Annotated in this window: 19 protein-coding genes; 8 read left to right on the forward strand and 11 right to left on the reverse strand. The window is 73.9% G+C overall.

Going from position 1 to position 21,533, the window contains the following annotated elements:
• The first annotated feature begins 28 nt into the window (after nucleotides 1–28).
• Nucleotides 29–1,897, forward strand: coding sequence for an NAD-binding protein (locus ACE1OA_RS31290; protein ID WP_356605473.1), 1,869 nt, complete (start codon nucleotides 29–31; stop codon nucleotides 1,895–1,897).
• Between the two features lie 69 nt (nucleotides 1,898–1,966).
• The gene (locus ACE1OA_RS31295) at nucleotides 1,967–2,389 is read left to right on the forward strand and encodes a hypothetical protein (protein WP_386541401.1); all 423 of its coding nucleotides are present in this window, start codon (nucleotides 1,967–1,969) and stop codon (nucleotides 2,387–2,389) included.
• Here the strand turns inward: ACE1OA_RS31295 and ACE1OA_RS31300 are convergent.
• A protein-coding gene (locus ACE1OA_RS31300; protein WP_432754113.1) for an IS5 family transposase occupies nucleotides 2,371–3,272 on the reverse strand; the annotation gives its coding sequence in 2 pieces (ribosomal slippage) (nucleotides 2,371–2,906 and nucleotides 2,906–3,272; 903 coding nt in all). The two genes, ACE1OA_RS31295 and ACE1OA_RS31300, sit on opposite strands and share 19 nt — an antisense overlap.
• Nucleotides 3,273–3,430: 158 nt before the next feature.
• Between ACE1OA_RS31300 and ACE1OA_RS31305 the strand changes: the two genes are divergently transcribed.
• The 3 genes from ACE1OA_RS31305 (at nucleotide 3,431) to ACE1OA_RS31315 (ending at nucleotide 5,802) form a co-directional block, all read left to right on the forward strand.
• Nucleotides 3,431–3,913: a MarR family winged helix-turn-helix transcriptional regulator gene (locus tag ACE1OA_RS31305; protein ID WP_361317144.1), complete on the forward strand. Its 483-nt coding sequence runs from the start codon at nucleotides 3,431–3,433 to the stop codon at nucleotides 3,911–3,913.
• On the forward strand, nucleotides 3,910–4,356 hold the full coding sequence (locus ACE1OA_RS31310) for a MarR family transcriptional regulator (protein WP_432753743.1): 447 nt from the start codon (nucleotides 3,910–3,912) through the stop codon (nucleotides 4,354–4,356). The genes ACE1OA_RS31305 and ACE1OA_RS31310 overlap by 4 nt, the downstream gene beginning before the upstream one ends.
• Before the next feature lie 222 nt (nucleotides 4,357–4,578).
• On the forward strand, nucleotides 4,579–5,802 hold the full coding sequence (locus ACE1OA_RS31315) for a cytochrome P450 family protein (RefSeq protein ID WP_432753744.1): 1,224 nt from the start codon (nucleotides 4,579–4,581) through the stop codon (nucleotides 5,800–5,802).
• 72 nt (nucleotides 5,803–5,874) lie between these two features.
• Here ACE1OA_RS31315 and ACE1OA_RS31320 read toward each other — a convergent pair whose 3' ends face one another.
• From ACE1OA_RS31320 to ACE1OA_RS31345, 6 genes are all read right to left on the reverse strand, one after another.
• The gene (locus ACE1OA_RS31320; protein WP_147979452.1) at nucleotides 5,875–6,120 is read right to left on the reverse strand and encodes a hypothetical protein; all 246 of its coding nucleotides are present in this window, start codon (nucleotides 6,118–6,120) and stop codon (nucleotides 5,875–5,877) included.
• A 41-nt stretch (nucleotides 6,121–6,161) separates the two neighbouring features.
• Nucleotides 6,162–6,659 (reverse strand): NUDIX domain-containing protein, encoded by a 498-nt coding sequence (locus ACE1OA_RS31325; RefSeq protein ID WP_386541396.1) that lies wholly within the window; start codon nucleotides 6,657–6,659, stop codon nucleotides 6,162–6,164.
• A 22-nt stretch (nucleotides 6,660–6,681) separates the two neighbouring features.
• Complete coding sequence (locus tag ACE1OA_RS31330) at nucleotides 6,682–7,416, reverse strand: D-Ala-D-Ala carboxypeptidase family metallohydrolase (protein WP_356605322.1); 735 nt, start codon at nucleotides 7,414–7,416, stop codon at nucleotides 6,682–6,684.
• A 158-nt stretch (nucleotides 7,417–7,574) separates the two neighbouring features.
• Nucleotides 7,575–8,789: an FAD-dependent oxidoreductase gene (locus ACE1OA_RS31335; protein ID WP_384869773.1), complete on the reverse strand. Its 1,215-nt coding sequence runs from the start codon at nucleotides 8,787–8,789 to the stop codon at nucleotides 7,575–7,577.
• A complete protein-coding gene (locus ACE1OA_RS31340) occupies nucleotides 8,786–10,177 on the reverse strand; it encodes an FAD-dependent oxidoreductase (RefSeq protein ID WP_432754114.1) in 1,392 nt (463 codons plus the stop codon). The genes ACE1OA_RS31335 and ACE1OA_RS31340 overlap by 4 nt, the downstream gene beginning before the upstream one ends.
• Before the next feature lie 208 nt (nucleotides 10,178–10,385).
• The gene (locus tag ACE1OA_RS31345; protein ID WP_432753745.1) at nucleotides 10,386–11,828 is read right to left on the reverse strand and encodes an FGGY family carbohydrate kinase; all 1,443 of its coding nucleotides are present in this window, start codon (nucleotides 11,826–11,828) and stop codon (nucleotides 10,386–10,388) included.
• Nucleotides 11,829–12,153: 325 nt separating this feature from the next.
• Between ACE1OA_RS31345 and ACE1OA_RS31350 the strand changes: the two genes are divergently transcribed.
• Together ACE1OA_RS31350 and ACE1OA_RS31355 are read left to right on the forward strand one after the other, a co-directional pair.
• The gene (locus ACE1OA_RS31350; RefSeq protein WP_356605318.1) at nucleotides 12,154–13,128 is read left to right on the forward strand and encodes a hypothetical protein; all 975 of its coding nucleotides are present in this window, start codon (nucleotides 12,154–12,156) and stop codon (nucleotides 13,126–13,128) included.
• A 68-nt stretch (nucleotides 13,129–13,196) separates the two neighbouring features.
• Nucleotides 13,197–14,726 carry an amino acid permease gene (locus tag ACE1OA_RS31355; RefSeq protein WP_356605316.1) on the forward strand — a complete coding sequence of 510 codons (1,530 nt, stop codon included), beginning with the start codon at nucleotides 13,197–13,199 and terminating at the stop codon, nucleotides 14,724–14,726.
• A 40-nt stretch (nucleotides 14,727–14,766) separates the two neighbouring features.
• On the opposite strand, the gene ACE1OA_RS31360 is transcribed toward ACE1OA_RS31355, so the two are convergent.
• Entirely contained in the window at nucleotides 14,767–15,519 is a 753-nt protein-coding gene (locus ACE1OA_RS31360; RefSeq protein ID WP_356605314.1) for a GntR family transcriptional regulator, read from the reverse strand.
• Between the two features lie 171 nt (nucleotides 15,520–15,690).
• Between ACE1OA_RS31360 and ACE1OA_RS31365 the strand changes: the two genes are divergently transcribed.
• Nucleotides 15,691–17,028: a DUF2252 domain-containing protein gene (locus tag ACE1OA_RS31365; RefSeq protein ID WP_356605312.1), complete on the forward strand. Its 1,338-nt coding sequence runs from the start codon at nucleotides 15,691–15,693 to the stop codon at nucleotides 17,026–17,028.
• Between the two features lie 117 nt (nucleotides 17,029–17,145).
• Here ACE1OA_RS31365 and ACE1OA_RS31370 read toward each other — a convergent pair whose 3' ends face one another.
• From ACE1OA_RS31370 to ACE1OA_RS31380, 3 genes are all read right to left on the reverse strand, one after another.
• Entirely contained in the window at nucleotides 17,146–18,546 is a 1,401-nt protein-coding gene (locus tag ACE1OA_RS31370) for an FAD-dependent oxidoreductase (RefSeq protein WP_432753746.1), read from the reverse strand.
• Between the two features lie 142 nt (nucleotides 18,547–18,688).
• Nucleotides 18,689–19,237: a PadR family transcriptional regulator gene (locus ACE1OA_RS31375; RefSeq protein WP_356605308.1), complete on the reverse strand. Its 549-nt coding sequence runs from the start codon at nucleotides 19,235–19,237 to the stop codon at nucleotides 18,689–18,691.
• A 176-nt stretch (nucleotides 19,238–19,413) separates the two neighbouring features.
• Nucleotides 19,414–21,438, reverse strand: coding sequence for an FAD-dependent oxidoreductase (locus ACE1OA_RS31380; RefSeq protein ID WP_432753747.1), 2,025 nt, complete (start codon nucleotides 21,436–21,438; stop codon nucleotides 19,414–19,416).
• Nucleotides 21,439–21,533 lie beyond the last annotated feature (95 nt).

The following is a 21,533-nucleotide window of genomic DNA, read 5'->3' on the forward strand; positions in this document are numbered from 1 at the left end:
GCAGTCCCACGACGTCCCGGCAGGCCACATGATCGTCTGCGGCGACGACGTGCTCGCGCACCGGCTGGCCCGCGAGCTCCAGGATGTGTACGGGGAGCCCGTCACCCTGCTCGTCCCGGCGCCGCGGGAGCCCGCGCCGCGACCGTCCGTCCGGCCCGGCCCGGGCGCGGGGCTCGCCCAGGCGCTGTTCGGCCGGGTCACCGCCGCCGTGACCCGCACCGCGGCCGCGGATCCGCGGGGCACGACCGCGGACCGCGCCCTCCGGGTGGTCGAGACGGCCGAGGTGGACGACACCGCGCTGCTGGACGCGGGGGTGCAACAGGCGGCGGCACTCGCCCTGGTCCACGAGGACGACGAGACCAACATCCGTGACGCGCTCGCCGCACGCCGGCTCAACCCCCGCCTGCGGCTTGTCATCCGGCTCTACAACCGCCGGCTCGGTCAGCATCTGGAGACCCTGCTCGACCAGGCCGCGGCCGTCGCCGAGCCCGGCCTCGACCCCGGGCTGCTCGATGCCTCGACCACCGTCCTGTCCGACGCCGACACCGCGGCCCCCGCCCTCGCGGCCACCGCGATCGCCGGCACCAGCAAGGTCGTCCAGGCGGGCGGCCTGCTCCTGCACGCCGTGGAGCGGACCCCGGCCGCGGGCGGGGAGCGTGCCGACCCCGGGTTGTGCACGCTCGCCCTGCTCTCGGCGACCGCCAACGATCCGGCCGGCCTCGAAGGCTCGGAGCACAGCGGCGACCAGGGCCCGCAGCTGCTGCCCGACGAAGGGGCGGTGGCCGCGGCACCCGGCCGGGGCACCGTCGCCCTGGAGGCGATCAGCTACGCCGGGCCGACGCTGCCGTCCAAGCGGTTCGGTACCTCGGCGCTGCCCGTCGCTTCCCTCTTCTCCCGCCGGTTGCGCTGGTCCCTCGCCGGCGTGGCCGCCGCCGTCGCCGCGATCGCCCTCGCCTCCTCGATCGCCACCGGCGACCACCCGCTCCACGCCGCCTATCTGACGCTCCTGGACATCTTCGCCATCGGTGATCCGGCCGTCGGCGAGGCGACAAGCCGGCAGGTGCTGCAGATCCTGGCCGGCTTCGTCGGCCTGCTCCTGCTGCCCGTCCTGATCGCGGCCCTGCTCGAAGGGCTCGGCACCTTCCGCTCGGCGACCTCGTTGCGCCGTCCCCCGCGCACCCTGTCCGGACATGTGGTGCTGCTGGGGCTCGGCAAGGTCGGCACGCGCGTCCTGGCGCGACTGCGCCGGCTGAACATCCCCGTCGTCTGCGTGGAGTCGGACCCGGAAGCGCGCGGAGTGGCGCTGGCCCGCCGGCTGCGGGTACCCACGGTCATCGGGGACGTCACGGAGGAGGGCGTCCTGGAAGCGGCCCGCATCCACCGCGCCCACGCCCTCCTCGCCCTGACCAGCATCGACATCACCAACCTTGAGGCGGCGCTGTCCGCCCGGTCCCTCAAGGCCGACCTGCGGGTCGCGCTGCGGCTCTACGACGACGACTTCGCCACCGCCGTCTACCGCACGCTCCGCACGGCCCACCCCGACGCCCTGACCCGCAGCCGCAGCGTCTCGCACCTGGCGGCGCCCGCCTTCGCCGGGGCCATGATGGGCCGCCGGATCCTGGGCGCCATCCCGGTGGAGCGCCGGGTGCTGCTCTTCGCGGCCGTCGAGGTAGCCGGCAATCCGCTCCTGGACGAGCGCAAGGTGTCCGAGGCGTTCCACCCGGGATCCTGGCGGGTCATCGCGCTCACGACGGGCTCCGTCCCGCCGGACCGGCCCCGCGCCGGCTTCGTCTGGCAGCTGGACCCGGACCGGGTGCTGCGCCCGGGGGAGCACGTCGTGGTCGCCGCCACCCGCCGCGGCCTGGCCGAACTCCTGGGCCGGGGCCCGCGGCCCTAGGGCCTGTCCGACGGATCTTGCTGGCCGGGAGGTTCGGGTGCCGGGCATGATGCGTCGATGGATTGCTGGGTGGAGTTCTTCGTGGCACCGGACGACGAGGCAGCTGCGCAGGTGAAAGGCTTCGGAACGCGTGGTGCCTTCGAGTCAGTGCCGGGCGGTATCTACGATCCCTCGGAGGCGGTCGTCGAGTGGGAAGGCCTCTTCACCGGAGCCAGCCCTCGGGCGTTGATGCAAGCTGGTGAGCCACGGATCATCACGGAGATCACCAATGACGGTTGCCATGTCTTCGTGGCCTCCGACCGTCTGCTGACCACGTTGGCAACCGCCGACCAGACCGGACTGGCTGAGGTGGCTCACAGTTGGGCCCGACTGCGTCAGGGCGATGGCGAGGTCCTCGACGAGGACCAGGCTGTCGCGCATCTGGGTGCATTGGCCGTGCTGGCTCGCTCGGCCATGAGCCGAGGAGCCCGGCTCTACTGCTCGGTGACATAGCCGCCAGGCCGCAGCCATAGCCGGATTGCTGCGACGGTGACGGTGCCGTGGAAGACGTAGACGCGCTTGTCGAACCTGGTGGCCACGGCGCGGGAGTTCTTGAGTGCCAAGATGGTTCGTTCCACTTCGTTCCGGCGCTTGTAGATCGTCGTGTCGAAGCCGGCGGGCCGTCCGCCCTTGCTGCCGCGGCGTTGTCGGTTGGCCCGTTGGTTCTTCGGCTCGGGGATGGTGTGCTCGATCTGCCGTCTGCGCAGGTAGCGGCGGTTGCGGCGGGAGGAGTACGCCTTGTCGCCGCCGAGGTGGTCCGGGCGGTTGCGGGGGTGTCCGCCGCCGAGGCGGCGGACGCGGATGCGTTCCATGACGGGGATGAGCTGCGGGGCGTCGCCCCACTGGCCCGGAGTGATCAGCAGGGCCAGAAGACGGCGGCCGACCTCCCCGGCAAGGTGGATCTTGCTGGTAAAGCCGCCCCGGGAGCGCCCGAGCCCTTCGTCGGGGCGGTGCTGCCGGGGCGTGCGTCCTTTCCCGGTACCCGCGGGGGCCTCTTGCATGGGCCGGCTGCGTGCTGATGGGCCCGGCAGGTAGTGGAGTCCACGGACACCATCGACCAGTCAATGCGGCCCTCTGCGTCCGCGTCGGCCAGGACGGCCGCGAAGATCCAGTCCCACGTGCCGTCCGCCGACCAGCGTCTGTGCCTCTCATACACGGTCTTCCACTTCCCGAATCGCGCAGGCAGATCCCGCCACGGCACTCCAGTCCGGTTCCGGTACAGAATCCCGTTGATGATCCTGCGATGACTGGCCCACCGCCCTCCGCGCTGCCCCGACATGGGCAGATGCGGCTTCAGCCGCCCCCACTCCTCATCCGTGAGATCCCCTCGCTCCATGGACATGCCAACGGCTCGAAGTGCGAGAAGTCACTTGATCCGTTGGACAGGCCTTAGGCGGCCTCGACCGCGGGGCGGCCGCTGCGCGCCCCGTCCGGGGTGGCCTGGCCTCTCGAAAATAGTAGCCATGTACATAGTAGCCATGTACGGTATCTCAGGTGAGTTCAGTGAATGAGCACGCCACCGCGGGGTTCCTCGTCTGGCGGCTGTCGATGAAGTGGCGTGTGGCCGTCGACCGGGCGGTCGGCCCGTCGGGTCTGACCCATGCCCAGTACGTGGTGTTGGCGTCGCTGTACGGCATGGCTCGCTCCGGGCTGCGGCCGAGCCAGCGGCGGCTCGCCGACCACACGGGGCTCGAACCCCTCTACGTCTCCAAGCTCGCCCGCGCCCTGGAGACCGCCGGCCTCGTCGCCCGTACCCGGGATCCGGACGACCCGCGCGCCATGCAGCTGTCGCTCACGGAACAGGGGCGCGAGGTCACCGGCCGCGCGATCACGGTGGTCCAGGGGCTCCTGGACCAGTTGCTGGAACCGCTCGGAGGACAGGACGGCCCGCGCGCACGGCAGTTCACGCGTGAGATCGCGACCCTGCTCGACGCACCACTCGATCCGTACACGGAACACGAAGAGGAGCAGTCATGACCACCACGGCACCCGCCGTCAACGCCCGCGTCGTCGCCCTGGCGCACCACGCCGCGCGTGCCCTCCTGGAGGACGTGCTGGCACGGCACGGCGCCACCTTCCATCAGAACGTCACCCTCCGCGCCGTCGTGGTCGCGGGCGAATCCGTCGGCCGCGACGAGCTCGTCGGCGAGGTCACCGGCTCGCTGAAGATCGACGAGTCGGTCGTCCTCGGTGTGATCGAGGAGCTGACCGCCGCGGAACTCCTGGAAGCGGACCCTGCGGACGCGTCCGGGCTGCGGCTCACGGACGCCGGGCGGGAGCGGTACGAGAGCGCCGCCGCCGCGAGCGCCGAGATCTCCGCTCGGCTGTACGCCGGCATCCCGGTCGAGGATCTCCAGGCGGCGGGCCGCGTGCTGACGCTGGTCACGGAGCGCGCGAACGCCGCCCTGGCCGGGGTCTGAGGCCCTCCCGCCGGGCCGGGGCGGCCGACCCTCGCGACCCGACGGGGCCGGTCCGGCGCGTTCCGCCGGTGCCACGGTGCGGCACGGGCCCGGCAGGGCCTGCCGGGCCCGCCGCCCGGGCGGACCGAGGTGCCCAACCGGGTTCGCCTGACGGCCGGTTGACCGTAGGATCTGACCGCTCACGCGCCCAGTCCGGCCCGCTTCAGCAGTCAGGAGTGCCCGTTGAACGCCACGCCCCACCGCCTCGACCCGGCCGGCGGCTGCCCGCACGCGGCCAACGCCCGGCTGCTCGCGCAGGGAGCCGTGACCCCGGTGGTGCTGCCCGGCGAGGTCGAGGGCATGGCCGTCCTTGGCCACGACGCGCTGCGGGACTTCCTCTCCCATCCCGAAGTCGCCAAGGGGGCCCACCACTTCACCGCGCTCACCGAGGGGCGCATCCCGGACGGCTGGCCGCTGCGCACCTTCGCCACCGTCCAGGGCATGACCACCGCCGACGACGCCGACCACCGCCGGCTGCGTTCCCTGGTCAGCCGGGCCTTCACGGCCCGCCGGGTGGAGGAGCTCCGTCCGCGCATCGAGTCCGTCACCGCCTCCCTCCTCGACGGCCTCGCCGAGGCCGCCCGGGACGGAGGGGGCGTCGCCGACCTGCGCCGGCACTACGCCCTGCCGCTGCCGCTCGGCGTCATCTGCGAACTCCTCGGCGTCGACGCCGCCCACCAGGACCGCCTGCACCACTTGAGCAGCCAGGTCGTCGCCACCGACATCGGGCCCGAGCAGGCCATGGCCGCCAACCGCGAACTGGCCGAGGTCCTCGCCGCCATCGCCGCCGACCGGGCCCGGAACCCCGGCGACGACCTGACCAGCGCGCTCATCGCCGCCCGGGACGACGGCGGCGACCGGCTCAGCCAGGCCGAGCTGATCGGCACGCTCGTCCTGATGATCATCGCCGGGCACGAGACGACGCTCAACCTCATCACGAACGCCGTCCGCGCGCTGTGCGCCCACCGCGAGCAGCTCGCCCATCTCGCGGAAGGGCGCGCCGACTGGGCGGCGGTGGTGGAGGAGACCCTGCGCTGGGACAGCCCGGTCAGCTACTTCCCGTTCCGCTACCCCACCCGCGACCTCACCGTCGACGGCACCCTCATCCCCCGGGGCACCCCGGTCCTGGCCGGGTACTCGGCGGCGGGCCGGGACACGAAGGCGCACGGCCCGGACGCCGACCGCTTCGACATCACGCGGGTGCCCGCGGCCAAGCACCTGTCCCTCGGCCACGGGCCGCACTACTGCCTGGGTGCGCCGCTGGCCCGCATGGAGGCCACCATCGCCCTGGAGGCGCTCTTCACCCGCTTCCCGGACCTCGACCTCGCCGTCCCCGAGGAGGAGCTGACCCGCCACGCGAGCTTCGTGGGCAACAGCGTCCGCGCGCTCCCGGTGACGTGCGGCTGATGCCCGCCGCCCCCTCCCGGTGACGCCGGGCCGGCGCCCGGCCTCGCCCCTTCCCCGGAGGCGGCCCGTCCCTCACCCCGCCCTGCCGCGCTCCTCGGCGGGGGACGCGCGCAGGGCCGAGACGAGGTGCAGGAGATGGGCCTCGTTGCCGTCGAGGCCGGCGGCCCGCAGGGCCGCGTCCGCCTCGGCCATGGGGTTCGTCAACATCGCCCCGGCGTACGGGGCGAGGCGCGGGTCGGTCAGGACCGCCTGCGTGGACTCCAGCAGACGAAGGTACGCCTGGGCAGCGGCGCGCTCACGGGCGGTGATCGTGGTCATGTCGGGCTCCCTCTCGACAGATTGGCGCCTTCCACCCTCTCCTACGGGTCTGACAATGGAGGCTCGCCCCGCCCGGTCAGGTGCGCGACCAGGCGTTCGAGGAAGACCTGCTGACCGGCCACCAGAAGCGGAGCTGCCCGATCCGGGGTGAACCAGCCGACCCGGTCGATCTCGGGGAACTCCCGGCGGACGCCGGAGCCGCGGGGCCACTCCATGGTGAAGGTCCCCGGCACGATCCGGGCCGGGTCGAGATCGGCCTCGACGGCCCAGACCGTGACGGTCTTTCCGTTCGCCTGCCGCGTCTCGCCGAGCGCGATCCGCTCGCCCGGGGGCGCCGGCAGTCCGAGCTCCTCCTCGAACTCGCGGCGGGCGGCGGCCTCGGGGGTCTCCTCGGGGCCGTACTCGCCCTTCGGGACGGACCAGGCGGCGGTGTCCCTCGACGCCCAGAACGGTCCGCCCATGTGGCCGATGAGCACCTCGATGCCGCCGCCCGCCGCCTCGCGGAAGAGAAGGAGCCCGGCGCTGCGCTTGTCCTGCATGCGGTCAGTCTGGCCGACCGGGTCAGATCCCGCAGCTGCTCGCCGACCAGAAGCGGGAGGACCGGGTGTCGACGTGGGCGTGGTCGCCGTGGCCCGGGTAGCCGGGGCCCAGGATCCCGTTGAAGCCGTGGTTGCGGGCCTGCTTGGCCAGCGTGCACAGGGAGGGCGAGCCGGTCAGGTCGATGCCGTCGCCGTACAGGTGACGGCTGTCCGAGGCGCCGCCGACCGCCGAGTTGCAGGCGTACGAGCGGAAGCCGCTGCTCACCGAGATCGGCACGTCCCCGAGCGCGTGGCGCAGCGCCTCCAGCTTCCACATCGCACGCAGGGCGTTGGACTTCGCGGTGGCCGCGCCGACGGCGCCGCCGGAGAAGTCGCCGTTGCACTTGTTGAGCTCGGCATAGGTGAAGTGCAGGGGTGTGCAGTCGGCGTCCTGCAGCGCGTACAGCTTGGCGAAGGTCGCGGGTCCCGCGACACCGTCGGCGGCGAGGCCGTACGCCTGCTGGAAGCGGGTCACCGCGGCCTTGGTGGCCGGGCCGTACGCGCCGTCGACGCCCAGGACGGCGCCGTAGCCGGGGTAGCCCGCCACCCTGATCTGCAGCTGCGTGACGTCCGCCCCCGACATGCCGGAGGAGAGCGTGCGGCCCCAGGTGTAGCACTCGTCCGCGTGGGCGGTACCCGATGTGGCGACCGTGCCCGCGAGGGCGGTGACCACCAGCAGGACCAAGCCGAGCAGGGATCTGACCGTGCGTCGGACCATGACGCCTCCGTGGGGAAGAAGGGATGGGAGAGGTTTCTGTCATGAGCATGAGGCGTCGGATGAGGGGTGGTCAACGGGTCCGGACACATGCCACAGGACCAGGCCACTGAAGGGCCTGCGCCGATCCCGACCCGGCCGGGTCGGGGACTCCGGACGGCTCAGTCCTCGGCCCGGATCACCAGCGGCCCGCCCGCCGGATCGACCGCACGCGACCACGCGGTCCCCAGTCGCAGCGACCGCGACGGCCCTGCCGTGCCCTGGACGGGACGGCGGTCCAGTACACGGCCGTCCTGGGTCACCGTCACCACCGGCCGGAGCAGCGGCCGCGCCGCCCGGACGAGAAGCGGGCGGCCGGGGCCCGCGCCCGTGATCCGGTTCGGCGACGCCCAGCGCAGCGGCCGCTCGACCACCACCGGCACCCCCGGGGCCTCGGCGGCCCGCCCGGCGAGCAGGTCCAGCACGGCGTCGGCGGCGGCCCGCCCCTCGGCCGCGGCCCAGACCGCGGGTTCCACGCCCCGCAGCACGTTGCCGGTGGCGAAGACGCCCGCGGACGCCGTGCGGAACGCGCCGTCCACGGCGGGCCCCCGGGTCCCCGGGTCCAGCGGCACCCCGCCGGAGCGGGCCAGTTCATGCTCCGGGATCCAGTCGGCGGTGAAGACGACGGTGTCGCAGCGGATCACGCCCCGCCGCCCGTCACGGTGCAGCACCCCCACACCCGTGAGCCGCCCGCGGCCCAGCAGTTCGGTCACGGTCGCCCCGGTGACCAGCGGCGGCGGTGTGACGGCGCCGAACCGGCCGGGCCCCCACGGCAGGTCGGTCACGAGCGCGACCACGTCGAGCCCGGCCCGGCGCAGGGCACCGACCGCGTGACGGGCCACCGGCTCCCCGCCGACCACGACCGCACGGCGGCCGAGCCGTTCGCCGCGCAGCCCGAACAGGGCGACGGACTGCTGGAGTTCGCCGGTCGTCAGCACACCTGCCGGCCGCGACCCCGGCACCAGCCGTGCGCTGCGCGGCCGCTCCCGGGCGCCGGTCGCCAGGACCACCGCCCGCGCCGTGATCCGCTCCAGGCCGGTGGGAGCGGTGACGTCCAGCGTCAGCGGCCCGGACCAGCCGGTGGCCGTGACACCGGTACGGATCGTGGCGCCTGCCCGCAGTGCCGCACGGACCGCGCGCCGTGCGTAGCCCGGCCCGTCGAGCGGGCCGAAGCCGCCGTGCGCGCAGTGCCGCGGTGCGCCGCCGGCCCGCCGCTCGCGCTCCAGCACCTCCACCCGCCCGGCCCCCGCGGCGGCGAGCCGGGCGGCGGCGGCGAGCCCGGCGGGACCCGCCCCCACGACGAGGACGTCCACGGCCCGGTCCAGGTCCCCGATCACGCCCGCCCCGCCTCCTCCAGCATCGAGCGGAGCGTCGCACCGCAGTGGAATCCCTGGCATCGCCCGCCCCGCGCCCGGGTGCGACGGCGCAGGCCGTCCAGGGAGGCGGGAGGGATCGTCGAGGCGAACGCGTCCCGGACCTCGCCGCGGGTGACCCGCTCGCAGTGACACACGACGCTCCCGTACGCGCCGTCCCCGGCGATCAGTTCGGCGTCCCGGTAGGGCCGGGGGAACGCCTCGCCCAGGTTCGGCATGCGGATCGGGGTGCGCGGGCGCGGCGCGCCGGTCCTCAGCCCGGCGTCGCGGAGCAGCCCCACCACGTGCGCCGCGATCGCGAGCGAGGCCGTGAGCCCCGTGGACCGGATGCCGCCCACGGTGACGTAGCGCAGGCCGGGACGGGCCGACACCCGGTAGTCGTCCACCTCGGTCGCGGCCCGCAGCCCGGCGTAGACGGCCGTGACCTCCTCGTCCAGGAGGGCGGGCAGGATCCGACGGCCCTGCGCGCGCAGCGCCGCGAGCCCTTCGGCGGTCGACCCGGTGGCCGTCCTGTCGTCCAGGTCCTCCGCGGTCGGACCGAGCAGCACGTTCCCGTACACCGTCGGGGCGACCAGCACCCCCTTGCCGAGCGCGCCGGGGACGGGCAGCAGGATGTGCCGGACCAGGCCGCGCGCGAACTTGTCGAAGACGATCAGCTGTCCGCGGCGCGGGGTCACCCGGAAGTCGTGCCGGCCGAACAGCGCGTCGAACGTGTCGGCGTGCAGCCCGCAGGCGTTGACCACGAACCGGGCGCCCAGCGTGCCGCGAGGAGTGTGCAGCCGGTGCGGCCGGCCCGGGTCGGCCTTCCGCACGGGGCAGTTCAGGTGGAGGTCGACTCCGGAGCGGACCGCCTGGGTGGCGTACGCGAGCGTCGTGGTCCACGGGCAGACGATCGACTCGCCGGGGACCTCCAGCGCGCCCAGGGCGCCGGGCCCCAGGTGGGGTTCCCGCGCACGCAGCTCGTCGGGTCCCAGGAGCCGGGTGGCGCGGTACGCGTTGGCCGCGGCCTTGTCCGCGAGGCGGGGGAGCGCGGCCAGCTGCTCCTGGTCCCAGGCGACGAGGAGCGCGCCGACCGGCTCGACCGGGATCCCGGTCTCCGCCGCGTACGCGGCGAGCCGGCGCCGCCCCTCGCGGACGAGCCCGGACTCCAGTGAGCCGGGGACGGCGTCGAAACCGGTGTGCAGGATCGCGGTGTTGGCCTTCGACGTGCCGTCGCCGACGTCCCCGGACGCCTCGACGAGGGCGACACGCAGGGAGTGACCGGCGAGCTCCCGGGCCACGGCGCAGCCGACGACGCCGGCGCCGACGACCACGACGTCGTACTCCGCGCCGGGCGATCCGGAGTCGGGCAGCGCACCCCCGCGGGTGACGAGCCCGTCCCCGGTGGCCCGGTCCGTGCTCCCGCGCCCCGCTGCCGCGCGCCTCACGCGCCCATCCCCGGGGCGCCCTGCGACGCCGGCCCGCGCCCGTCCGGCCGTGTCCCGGCGCCCCTGTGTCCGTCCACGCCCACGCACCGTTCGCCGTCCGGGCGCCGGCCGCTGTCCCGGGACCGCTCCGCCGTCACTCCGCCGGACCCGTGTCGAGGAGTGCCGTGACGGAGTCGCGGAACCTCGCCCGGCGTTCGCCCGCCTCCGCCGCCGTGACCCGCGGCTCGTAGACGGCCGACGGCTTCCAGTCCGGTACGGCCTCGTGGACCGCGAGGCCGGGATCGAGACCGAGCCGGGCGACCGCGGCGGCGCCCAGCGCCGTCGCGTCGGGCAGGGCCGAGACCTCGACCGGCAGCTGGAGGAGGTCCGCCTGTGTCTGCATCAGCAGCGCGGACCTGGTCAGGCCGCCGTCCACCCGTAGCGCGGTGAGGGGCCCGCCGAGTTCGGACGCCGCCGCGTCGGCCAGTTCGGCCACCTGAGCGGCGATGCCCTCGCACAGGGCGCGGACCAGATGGGCTCCGGTGGTGTCCAGGCCGAGGCCGGTGAGCGACCCGCGGACGTCGCCGCGCCACCACGGCGCGGCGAGCCCCGCCAGGGCCGGCACGAAGGTGACGCCGCCCGTGTCCGGCACCGAGCCGCCGACGCCGTCGAGCTCCTCGGCCCCGGAGATCACCCCGAGGTCGGTGAGCCAGCGCACGGCGGAGGCCGCGGTGTACACCTGGCCGTCGAGGCAGTAGCTGGTGCGGCCCGCGAGCCGCCAGGCGACGCAGCTGACCAGGCCGGTGTCACCGCGACGGGGGCTCGGGCCGGTCTGGGCCAGCAGGAACGCGCCGGTGCCGTAAGTGCACTTGGCGGCGCCCGGTTCGGTGACGCTCTGCGCGAGCAGCGCGGCCTGCTGGTCCACGAGCAGCCCGGTGAGGGGCAGGGGCGGGCCGAACGCCGTCGTGGTGCCCACGCGGGTGTCCGCGTCGACGACCCCGGGCAGCCGTTCGCCGCCGAGACCGTAGACGTCGAGGGCGTCGGGGGACCACGACACGGTGTCCAGGTCGAGCAGTCCGGTACGGCCCGCGGTCGCGGCGTCCGTGACGAAACACCCCGTGAGCCGGTGGACGAGCCAGGCGTCGCTGGTGGTGACCACGCCCGCGCCGGTGCGGTGGCGGCGGATCCAGGCCATCTTCGGGGCGGCGAAGTACGGGTCCAGCGGAAGCCCGGTCCACTGCCTCAACGAATCGCCGTGTACGGCGAGTTCCGCGCACAGCTCGGCGGCGCGGCGGTCCTGCCAGACGAGGGCGTCGGTGAGGGGTTCGCCGGTCGCCGGATCCCAGGCCAGCACGGTCTCACCCTGGTTGGCCAGGCCCACGGCCACGACCGGGGTGGCCGCCTCGGCGAGCGCGGCGCGACCGGCGGCGATCACGGAGTCGAGCAGTTCGCGCGGATCGACCTCGACGAGGCCGCCGGGCAGGTAGCGGGGCCGTACCGGGGCCGAGCCGCTTCCGATGACACCCCGCTCGGGGCAGACGACGAGCGCCTTGGTCCCCGAAGTGCCCTGGTCCACGGCGAGTACCGGGCCCGTCATCCTCGTGCTCCCGTCCTCGGAGGCGGGCCGCCGTGATCGTGGGACGCCGCCTGCCGTGATCATCGAAGCGGAAATCCTGGTGCAGCCGGCCCCGCCCGTCAAGCCGACGACGGCGTTCATGTCAGCTGCGTTTCGCAGCTGACTGGAAGTCAAATTCGGTCCGTGGCTGGATAGTTACGATCAGATATGAAACTGGACCTCGATCGTCCAGAGCCCTCTATAGTGATCGCCGATCAACGGCCGGGACGCCCCACCGGGGGGACTGACCACCCCCTCCACCCCACCGAGGACACCCCATGTCGCCCACCGCACGACCCGCGCCCTGATGGCCGGGCACGGCTTCCGGCCGGTCTACCACCCGGCGGGCCACGACCATGCCCTGCGCAACGCCGTCCAGGACCTGCGGACCGGCCGCTGGGTGGCCATGGCCCGATTACTCGAGGAGACGGACGGCTGGGCCGGCTGGACCCAGCGCACCCAGGTGCTCGCCGCGGTCGCCGCAGGCACCGACGTCGTCCAGGCCTGGCGCGCCGAGGAGCCGGACAGCGTGGCCGCCACCGTCATGCACACCCGGGTCGTGGTGGAGCGGGCCGTGCGCGCGCACCGGGCCGGTCACGCCAGGACCCGCGAGCTGTGGCAGGAGGCGTGGACGGCCTGCCGCCACGCCACGGCGGCGGCCCCCGACGACCCGGTGCCCTGGATCTGCCTGCTCGCCCTGGCGGCCCTCGACGACCAGCAGCGGATGGAGGAGCACCGGCTGCGCCCGCCGGCGCCGATGCTCCCGCCGGGCCCCTGGGGACTCCTCGCCGAGGCCGAGAAGCGCGACCCGTACAACCGCGAGGCGTACCACCGGATGCTCCAGTTCCTCTACGCCCGGCGCTCCGGACCGCTCGCCGAGGCCGTGAACTACGTCCAGTGGGCCGCCGCTTCGGCCCCGCCGGGCTCCGCCCTGCACGCCCTCCCGCTCTATGTCCGGGTCGAGCGCTACCGGCGCGAGCGCGGCCACGAGCGCGCACTCGACCTGCACTGGGTGGCCGAGGACGCCGTACGCGACGCGCAGCGCGCGCTCGACACCTGGTTCCTCTTCTGCGCCACCGACGAGGCCTCGCTCCTCGACCTCAACCACCTGGCCCACGCCCTCTTCGGCGCCCTGCGCTTCGCCGACGCGGCCCGCGTCTTCGAGGCGCTCGGCCCGTACTACACGGTGCTGCCGTGGGCCTATCGGACGGCCCGCCCCGACGACCGGGTGCTGGCCGAGGAGGTCTTCCTGCGGGCCCGCGCCCGCTGCCTCGACGGCTGACCCGGCCCCGTCGCGCCGCTCCCCGGTTCCGTACAGCCCGCCCGCCCCTTCCCCCGGAGGTAATTGGCATGTCCCGCACAGTCCCCGTCGACACGGCACCCGGGCCCCCCACGGCCCAGGACGAGGAGGCCAGACTCAGGGAGCTCGGCTACCAGCCCGTCCTCGCCCGCCGCATGGGCGGCTTCGGCAACTTCGCCATCAGCTTCTCCGTCATCTCCATCCTCTCCGGCTGCATGACGCTCTACGGCTTCGGCCTGGGCACCGGCGGTCCCGCCGTCATGCTGTGGGGCTGGGCGGGCGTCGGCCTCTTCGTGCTCTGCGTCGGCATGGCGCTGGCGGAGGTCACCAGCGCGTACCCCACCTCCGGCGCGCTCTACTACATGGCCGACCGGCTGGGCGGTCGCCGCTGGGGCTGGTACACCGGCTGGCTCAACCTGCTCGGCCTGCTCGGCGCGATCGCGGGCATCGACTACGGCGCCGCCCTGTTCACCGGAGCCTTCCTCAACCTCCAGTGGGGCATCGTGCCCACGCCCGGCGGCACCTTCGTGATCTTCCTCGTGATCCTGCTGCTGCACGCCGTGCTCAACCTCTTCGGCGTCCGTCTGGTGAGCCTCCTCAACTCGGTCAGCGTCTGGTGGCACCTCGGCGGCGTGGCGCTCATCGTCGGCGCCCTCGCCATCGTCCCGGACCACCACCAGTCGACGGAGTTCGTCTTCACCGAGTTCGTGAACGACACGGGCTGGGCCAACCCGCTCTACGTCGCCGCGATCGGGCTCCTGCTCGCGCAGTACACCTTCTCCGGCTACGACGCCTCCGCCCACCTGTCCGAGGAGACCTCCAACGCCTCGGTCAGCGCGGCCAAGGGCATCGTCCGGGCCATCTGGGTCTCCTGGATAGCCGGCTTCGCACTGCTCGCCGGGCTGACCTTCGCGATCCAGGACTACGTGGGCACCCAGAACAGCGCCACCGGCGTCCCGCCCGCGCAGATCCTGCTCGACGCGCTCGGCAGCGGAGGCGCCACCGCCCTGCTGCTCGTGGTGATCGTGGCCCAGCTGTTCTGCGGCAACGCCGAGGTGGCCGCCGCCAGCCGGATGGTCTTCGCCTTCAGCCGCGACAACGCCCTTCCCGGGTCGGCCCTCTGGCGCAAGGTCAGCAGCCGTACGCAGACCCCGGTGCCGGCCGTGTGGCTCTCGGTCGCCGTCGCCGCCCTGCTGGCGGTGCCTTCGCTCTACTCCGCCACCGCCTACGGAGCCGTGACGGCCATCAACGTCATCGGCATCACCCCCGCCTACGCCATTCCGATCTACCTGCGGCTGCGGGCGGGCAAGCGGTTCACGCCGGGCCCGTGGAGCCTGGGCCGGTGGAGCCGGCCGATCGGCTGGACCGCCGTCATCTGGGTGGCTCTCGTCACCGTCCTCTTCTGCCTGCCGCAGAAGTCCCCGGTGACCATCGACTCGATGAACTACGCGGCCATCGCGCTCGCCGTGGTGCTCGTCCTCGCCACCCTGTGGTGGTACGTCGCCCGCCGCTCGTACGGCACGCCGTCGGCGTACGGCAGCGCGCGCGAGGAGGCCGAGATCGCCGAGGGGATCGTCTGACACCCCGCGAACGGGCCCGTCCGGGACCGGAGTCCACGGCTCAGGCCGAGAACTCGTAGGTCCAGGGCGCGGCATGGGCGGCGAAGTCGATGTCCGTGATCTCCAGCGCGTGCCCGTGCTGGTCGCTCACCACCCGGTGGACGACCAGCCGGGCGTCGTCCGCGCCGACGCCGGTGGCGGGCCCGTGCGGTACGGCGATCGACTCGCGCCGGGTCAGCCGCAGTCCCGCCTGGTGCATCCAGTGGTAGAGCAGCCGCAGGTCGGGCTGCTGCGCGGAGCCGGTGACCCGCCGGTACCGGCCGAGCTGCGGGATCTCCGCCAGGGCCGGCCGGGAGAACCACGAGACGGAGCGCTGCAACGGTGTTCCGCCCGGACTGAGCACCACATGCCGGTGGACGAGGGTGGGTTCGCCCGGCACCAGCGTCAGCCGGCCCGCCAGCGCGGTGGGCGGCACCTCCCACCCGAGAGCCGCGCGGACCAGCGCCCCGGCCGCCTCCGTGCCGCCGGGGAAGTGCTGCCGACGGACCGTCAGGGCCGGCGCGGGAACCGTGTGTCCGGCACCGGCCGCGAAGGTGCCCCGCCGGTCCGTGACCACGAGGCCCTCCTCGCGCAGCAGCTGGAGCGCGCTGCGCACCGTCTGCCGGTTCACGTGGTAGCGGTGGGCCAGGGACCGTTCGGACGGCAGCCGGCTTCCGGGGGAGATGTGCCGGTCGGCGAGGTCGTCCCGCAGGGCGCCGGCTACCCGGAGGTAGAGCGGAACCGCCGCCATCTGTTCGGGATCGGGCTCGGCCATGATCAGACCCTCTCTACTTGCTCAGCGTGACCGCGTGAGTCGCTTCGGTGATCAATTCCTATCATTGGTCTAAACCACTTTGGAAGAGGGGTCGGCGAGAGTGGCCGAAACGAGCGACTGAGCTTCTAATGAAGCCACTGGTGATGGCGGCGAACGAGGCGGTGATGCCGGATGACCACACCGTCGGAGCGGGCCGAGAGCGGCCGGGCGGCCCGCAAGCGGGTGCCGCGCTCCTCGCACGGCCGCTGGATACCCTCCTCGCAGCGGCCCGACCCGCTGACCGTCCTGGAGCGGCAGTCCGTCGACCGGCTGGCCGAACTCGTGCCGATCCGGTACGGCAGGATGGCCGTCTCGCCCTTCGCCTTCCTCCGCGGCGCCGCCGCCGTGATGGCGGCGGACCTCGCCGCCCAGCCCCACACCGGCCTCACCGTGCAGCTGTGCGGGGACGCCCACCTGCTCAACTTCGGCGTCTACGCCTCACCCGAACGGGCGCTCCTCTTCGACGTCAACGACTTCGACGAGACCCTGCCCGGGCCCTTCGAATGGGACGTGAAGCGGCTCGCCGCCAGCGTCGTCGCCGCCGCCCTCCAGAACGGCAACACCAAGGCCAAGGCCCACCTCGCCGCCCTGGCCGCCGCCACCTCGTACCGCACCGCCATGAGACGGCTGGCCGGACTGGGCGAGCTCGCCGTCTGGTACGAGCGGATCGACGCCGACGAGCTGGCCCCCCTCGTGCGGGGCGGACGGGCCCGCGTCAAGGGCCGCCTCGCCCGCGCCCGCCGCCGCACGAGCCTCCAGGCCCTCGCCAAGCTCACCGAGACGGACGAGTCCGGCGCCCGCCGGATCGTCGACGACCCCCCGCTCCTCGAACGGGCCGGGGACCTCGACCGGGTCGGCCTCGGCAAGATCTTCAGCGACTACCGCAGCTCGCTGTCCGAGGAGCGCCGTCTGCTGCTCGACCGGTTCCACTTCGTCGACGCCGCCCGCAAGGTCGTCGGAGTCGGCAGCGTCGGCACCCGCTGCTTCATCCTGCTCCTCCAGGGCCGGGACGACGGCGACCCGCTGATGCTCCAGGTCAAGGAGGCCGGCCGCTCGGTCCTGGAGCCGTACCTGCCGCCGAGCGTCCACGCCCACCAGGGCCATCGCGTCGTCGCGGGACAGCGGCTCACCCAGGCCGCCAGCGACATCTTCCTGGGCTGGATGACCGGACCCGAACAACGCCACTTCTACTGGCGCCAGTTGCGCGACATGAAGGGCTCGGCCGAGGTCGAGACGATGTCCCCGTCCATGCTGCGAGCCTACGCCCGCCTCTGCGGCGTCGCACTGGCCCGCGCCCACGCCCGCTCGGGCGACCGCATCGCCATCGCGGGCTACCTCGGCTCCTCGGACGTCTTCGACCGGGCGATCGCCGACTTCGCGATCCGCTACGCCGGCCAGAACGCCGACGACTACGCGCAGTTGAGCGCCGCTATCGCGGCCGGGGTGATCGCCGCCGCGCCGGGAGTGTGACGCCGCAGGCGGGTCAACGCCCCGGGCGCGGGTGGGTGCGACGAGGGGCCGGCCCGCCGGGCCCGGAGGGCCGCCGGAGTCGCCCCGAAGCGCGCTCCCGCGGCCCCTCCGTCCGCCTCACCGCCCCGCGGGCGCCTCGCGCCGCAGCGGCGGCTCCGCGGGCGTCCGCACGACCGGCCCGAAGAGCACCGCCCGGGCCACCGCCGGGGCGAACAGCGCCGACATCGGCGCCGTCAGGGTGAGCACCGACCGGAACGCGGCGCCGACCAGCGGGTCCCCGGCGTACCGCTCCTGGATGCGCCGCAGGTACCAGCCCGCCGGCCGGTCCACCGCGCGCGAGCCCGTCGCGTTGCCCGTGGCCCCCGGCAGCTTCCTGTCGGCGCCCGCCGAGATGTCCCACGCCTGCCGGGAGGCGTCCAGCAGCGCCTTCTGCACCGCCCGGGTGGTCGGCGTACGGCGCGTGTCGCCCAGCGCCCGGCGCAGCGCCACGGCGCCCAGTGCGGCCACCGCCATGCCCTGCCCGTAGATCGGGTTGAAGGCGCACAGCGCGTCGCCGGTCGCGAGGAAGCCGGCCGGCCGACGGCCGGGCAGGTCGTAGCGGCGCCGGATGTTCGCGGTCCTGCGGAAGCCGAAGACGGCGGACTCCGGCTCGGCCTTCGCCAGCCACTCGCTGACCAGCGGATGAGGGAGCCGCTTCGCGAACTCCTCGAAGCCCGCCTCGTCGGAAGGAGGCACGTCGTCGCGCAGCCCGGAGAGCGTCACCAGGTGACGGCCCTCCCCGACCGGCACGATCACGGCCCCGTACACCTGCCGGGGGTTGGGCACGATGTTGACGCCGAGCGCGTCCGAGGACGCGTCGTCCGCGCCCCGGTAGACCCGGGTCGCGTAGCCGAGGCCGGTGTCGATGGTCTCCTCGTGCGGCGGCTCGGCGCCGATCGCGGCGAGCCAGTCGGCGGCGTCCGAGCCCCGGCCCGACGCGTCCACCACCAGATCGGCCGCCAGGGACCGGGTCTCCCGGTCCGCGCCCGCGCCCCGCTCGCGCAGCAGCACCCCGCGCACGCGCGAGGAGTCGCCGACCAGCCCCACGGCCTCGGTGCCCTGCACGGTCTCGATGCGGGGATCGGCCAGCACCCGGCGCCGCACCAGCCATTCGAGCTGTGCCCGGGGCCCCGTGAAGAGCGAGGTCGAGGCGGCCGTGCGACGGAACCACCGGCCGTTCTGCAGCTGCAGCATGTCCGCCGGCATCCCGACCACGGGGCTGCCGAGCTCGCCCAGCTCCTTCGTGAATCCCGGAAGCAGTTCGTCCAGGGCCCGCTGCCCGCCTTCCACCAGCACGTGGATGTGCCGGCTCTGCGGGACGCCGGGCCGGGCGTCCGGGCCCTCGGGGAAGCGGTCGCGCTCGACGACCGTGACCTTCTCCGCGTGCTCGCTCAGCACCCGCGCGGCCAGCAGGCCCGCGAGACTTCCCCCGATGACCACCGCGTGACGTGTCGCGCGGTGCCCCAAGTCGTCGGCCATGCCCGCCCTTTCGTGTCGTGGATCTCCTCCCGCCCAGTATCCACATCCGGCCGGGCGGACCCGCCCGATCAGGCCGCGGGTCACCGACTCCCGCCGTGTCGCCGGGAGCGTCCGACCGTACGGACGGATCCCGGGACGGCCGTCAGCGCTCCGCGGGCTCCTCCGGCAGCTCGCCCAGCGCGTGCGTCAGCCACTCGACCCAGAAGCGCTCCAGATCGATCCCGCCCCGCAGGACGAGGTGCCGGAGGCGGTCCGGCTCGCTCTCCCGGCGGGCGGGCGGGAAGTCCCGCTCCTCGATGGCCCGGTACTCCTCCAACTGCGCACGGTGCAGGTCGAGATGGCGCTCCAGCTCGTCCCTCATGCCGGACGCCCCGACCACGGCCGCGGCCCGCATCCGCAGCAACAGCGCCGACCGGAGCGGCTTCGGGTCCTCCGTACGCGCCACCCACGCCGTCAGCTCCCCGACGCCGGCCGGCAGGACCTCGTACTCCTTCTTCTGTCCGCGCGCCGGCACGGGTGCCGGCAGGGCGCGGATGTGACCGGCCTGCTCCAGTCTGCCCAGTTCGCGGTAGATCTGCTGGTGCGTGGCCGACCAGAAGTAGCCGATCGACCGGTCGAAGCGGCGCGTCAGTTCGAGACCCGAGGACGGCTTCTCGAGCAGCGCGGTCAGGATCGCGTGCGGGAGGGACATGGACGCATCCTAGGAGGGTGTCTCGCCGGTCCCTCCGGGCTCCCGGCGGGATCCGGCCCGATCGGCGGCATGCCCGGGATCGCATCCCGGTGGCCGCGGGGCGGCCCGGCCGGCCGGTGGGCGGTCAGGCGGCGCGGACCGGGCCGCCCGGGGGCGTGCCGGGCCCGCGCCCGCGGTCAGACGGTCGCCGCCAGGCGGGTGCCCTGGTCGATGGCCCGCTTCGCGTCGAGCTCCGCGGCGACGTCGGCGCCGCCGATCAGGTGCACGGTGCGGCCCGCGGCGACCAGCTCCTCGTACAGGCCGCGGCGCGGCTCCTGGCCGGTGCAGAGCACCACGGTGTCGACCGGGACGACCTGCCGCTCGCCGTCCAGGGTGATGTGCAGGCCCTCGTCGTCGATCCGCTCGTACGTCACGCCCGCCACCATGGTGACGCCGCGGTGCTTCATCTCGGCGCGGTGGATCCAGCCGGTGGTCTTGCCGAGGCCGGCGCCGACCTTGGAGGTCTTGCGCTGGAGCAGGTGGACCTGGCGCGGGGGACGGGGCCGCTCCGGGGTCCGCAGACCGCCGCGGGTCTCGTACGAGGTGTCGACACCCCACTGCCGGAAGTACGTCTCCGGGTCCTGGCTCGCCCCCTCGCCGCCGTCCGTGAGGAACTCGGCGACGTCGAAGCCGATACCGCCGGCGCCCATGACGGCCACCCGCTCGCCGACCGGGGCGCCGTCGCGCAGCACGTCGAGGTAGCTGACGACGCTGGGGTGGTCGATCCCCTCGATCTCGGGGACGCGCGGGGTGACGCCGGTGGCGACGACCACCTCGTCGAAGTCGCCGAGATCGGCGGCCGCCACGGTGGTGTCCAGCCGGACGTCGACACCGAGGGCGTCGAGCTGCGTGCGGAAGTAGCGCAGGGTCTCGTTGAACTCCTCCTTGCCCGGCACGCGCTTGGCGACGTTCAGCTGTCCGCCGATCTCGCCGGCGGCGTCGAACAGCGTGACCCGGTGGCCGCGTTCGGCGGCGGACACGGAGAAGGCGAGGCCGGCCGGCCCCGCGCCGACCACGGCGATCCGCTTCGCGAGGCGGGTGGGGGAGAGGACGAGCTCGGTCTCGTGGCAGGCGCGCGGGTTGACCAGGCAGGAGGTGATCTTGAGGCTGAAGGTGTGGTCCAGGCACGCCTGGTTGCAGCCGATGCAGGTGTTGATGGTGTCGGCGCGGTCGGCGGCGGCCTTGCGGACGAAGTCCGGGTCGGCGAGGAACGGCCGGGCCATCGAGACGATGTCGGCGCGCCCCTCGGCGAGGATCTGCTCCGCCACCTCGGGGGTGTTGATGCGGTTGCTCGTCACCAGCGGGACGGAGACCGCGCCCATGAGCCGCTTCGTCACCCAGGTGTAGGCGCCGCGCGGGACCGAGGTGGCGATGGTGGGGATGCGGGCCTCGTGCCAGCCGATGCCGGTGTTGATGATGGTGGCGCCGGCGGCCTCGATCTCCTTGGCGAGCGCGACCACCTCGTCCAGCGTGGAGCCGCCCGGGACCAGGTCCAGCATGGAGAGCCGGTAGACGAGGATGAAGTCCTCGCCGACCCGCTCGCGGATGCGGCGGACGATCTCCAGCGGGAAGCGGACCCGGTTCTCGTAGCTGCCGCCCCAGCGGTCGGTGCGCCGGTTGGTGGCGGCCGCGATGAACTCGTTGATCAGGTAGCCCTCGGACCCCATCACCTCGACGCCGTCGTAGCCCGAGGCCCTGGCCAGCTCGGCGCAGCGCACGTAGTCCTCGACGGTCTGCTCGACCTCGGCGTCGGTCAGCTCGTTCGGGACGAAGGGGCTGATCGGCGCCTGGATCGCGCTGGGCGCGACGAGGCCGGGGTGGTAGGCGTACCGGCCGAAGTGCAGGATCTGCATCGCGATCCGGCCGCCGGCCTCGTGCACGGCGTCGGTGATCAGCCGGTGCTCGGCGACCTCCTCGTCGGTGGTGAGCTTGGCGCCGCCGTCCCAGGGCCGGCCGGCCTCGTTCGGTGCGATGCCGCCGGTCACGATGAGGCCGACTCCGCCCCGGGCGCGCTCGGCGTAGAAGGCGGCCATCCGCTCGAATCCGTGCTCGGCCTCCTCGAGGCCGACGTGCATGGAACCCATGAGCACCCGGTTGGGCAGGGTGGTGAACCCGAGGTCGAGCGGGCTCAGCAGGTGCGGGTACGGGGTGGTCGGGGCCATCGGGCGCCTCCTCGCGCAGGGTCGTCACCGTCTGTTGTAGACGACCCGAGGGCGCTTGTGCAACTAGTTGCATAACGACGGTCGCGTGATGTGCG

The organism is Streptomyces sp. JL2001 (assembly GCF_050917515.1).
Taxonomy (GTDB): domain Bacteria; phylum Actinomycetota; class Actinomycetes; order Streptomycetales; family Streptomycetaceae; genus Streptomyces.

Bases quoted from the DNA above. Each gene is read 5' to 3' on its own strand.
- ACE1OA_RS31310 (WP_432753743.1), top strand. From the start codon at position 3,910: ATGACCACCACGGCACCCGCCGTCAACGCCCGCGTCGTCGCCCTGGCG.
- ACE1OA_RS31320 (WP_147979452.1), bottom strand. From the start codon at position 6,120: ATGACCACGATCACCGCCCGTGAGCGCGCCGCTGCCCAGGCGTACCTT.
- ACE1OA_RS31355 (WP_356605316.1), top strand. From the start codon at position 13,197: ATGTCCCGCACAGTCCCCGTCGACACGGCACCCGGGCCCCCCACGGCC.
- ACE1OA_RS31370 (WP_432753746.1), bottom strand. From the start codon at position 18,546: ATGGCCGACGACTTGGGGCACCGCGCGACACGTCACGCGGTGGTCATC.
- ACE1OA_RS31365 (WP_356605312.1), top strand. From the start codon at position 15,691: ATGACCACACCGTCGGAGCGGGCCGAGAGCGGCCGGGCGGCCCGCAAG.
- ACE1OA_RS31375 (WP_356605308.1), bottom strand. From the start codon at position 19,237: ATGTCCCTCCCGCACGCGATCCTGACCGCGCTGCTCGAGAAGCCGTCC.
- ACE1OA_RS31345 (WP_432753745.1), bottom strand. From the start codon at position 11,828: ATGACGGGCCCGGTACTCGCCGTGGACCAGGGCACTTCGGGGACCAAG.
- ACE1OA_RS31325 (WP_386541396.1), bottom strand. From the start codon at position 6,659: ATGCAGGACAAGCGCAGCGCCGGGCTCCTTCTCTTCCGCGAGGCGGCG.
- ACE1OA_RS31350 (WP_356605318.1), top strand. From the start codon at position 12,154: ATGGCCGGGCACGGCTTCCGGCCGGTCTACCACCCGGCGGGCCACGAC.
- ACE1OA_RS31380 (WP_432753747.1), bottom strand. From the start codon at position 21,438: ATGGCCCCGACCACCCCGTACCCGCACCTGCTGAGCCCGCTCGACCTC.
- ACE1OA_RS31290 (WP_356605473.1), top strand. From the start codon at position 29: ATGATCGTCTGCGGCGACGACGTGCTCGCGCACCGGCTGGCCCGCGAG.
- ACE1OA_RS31330 (WP_356605322.1), bottom strand. From the start codon at position 7,416: ATGGTCCGACGCACGGTCAGATCCCTGCTCGGCTTGGTCCTGCTGGTG.
- ACE1OA_RS31360 (WP_356605314.1), bottom strand. From the start codon at position 15,519: ATGGCCGAGCCCGATCCCGAACAGATGGCGGCGGTTCCGCTCTACCTC.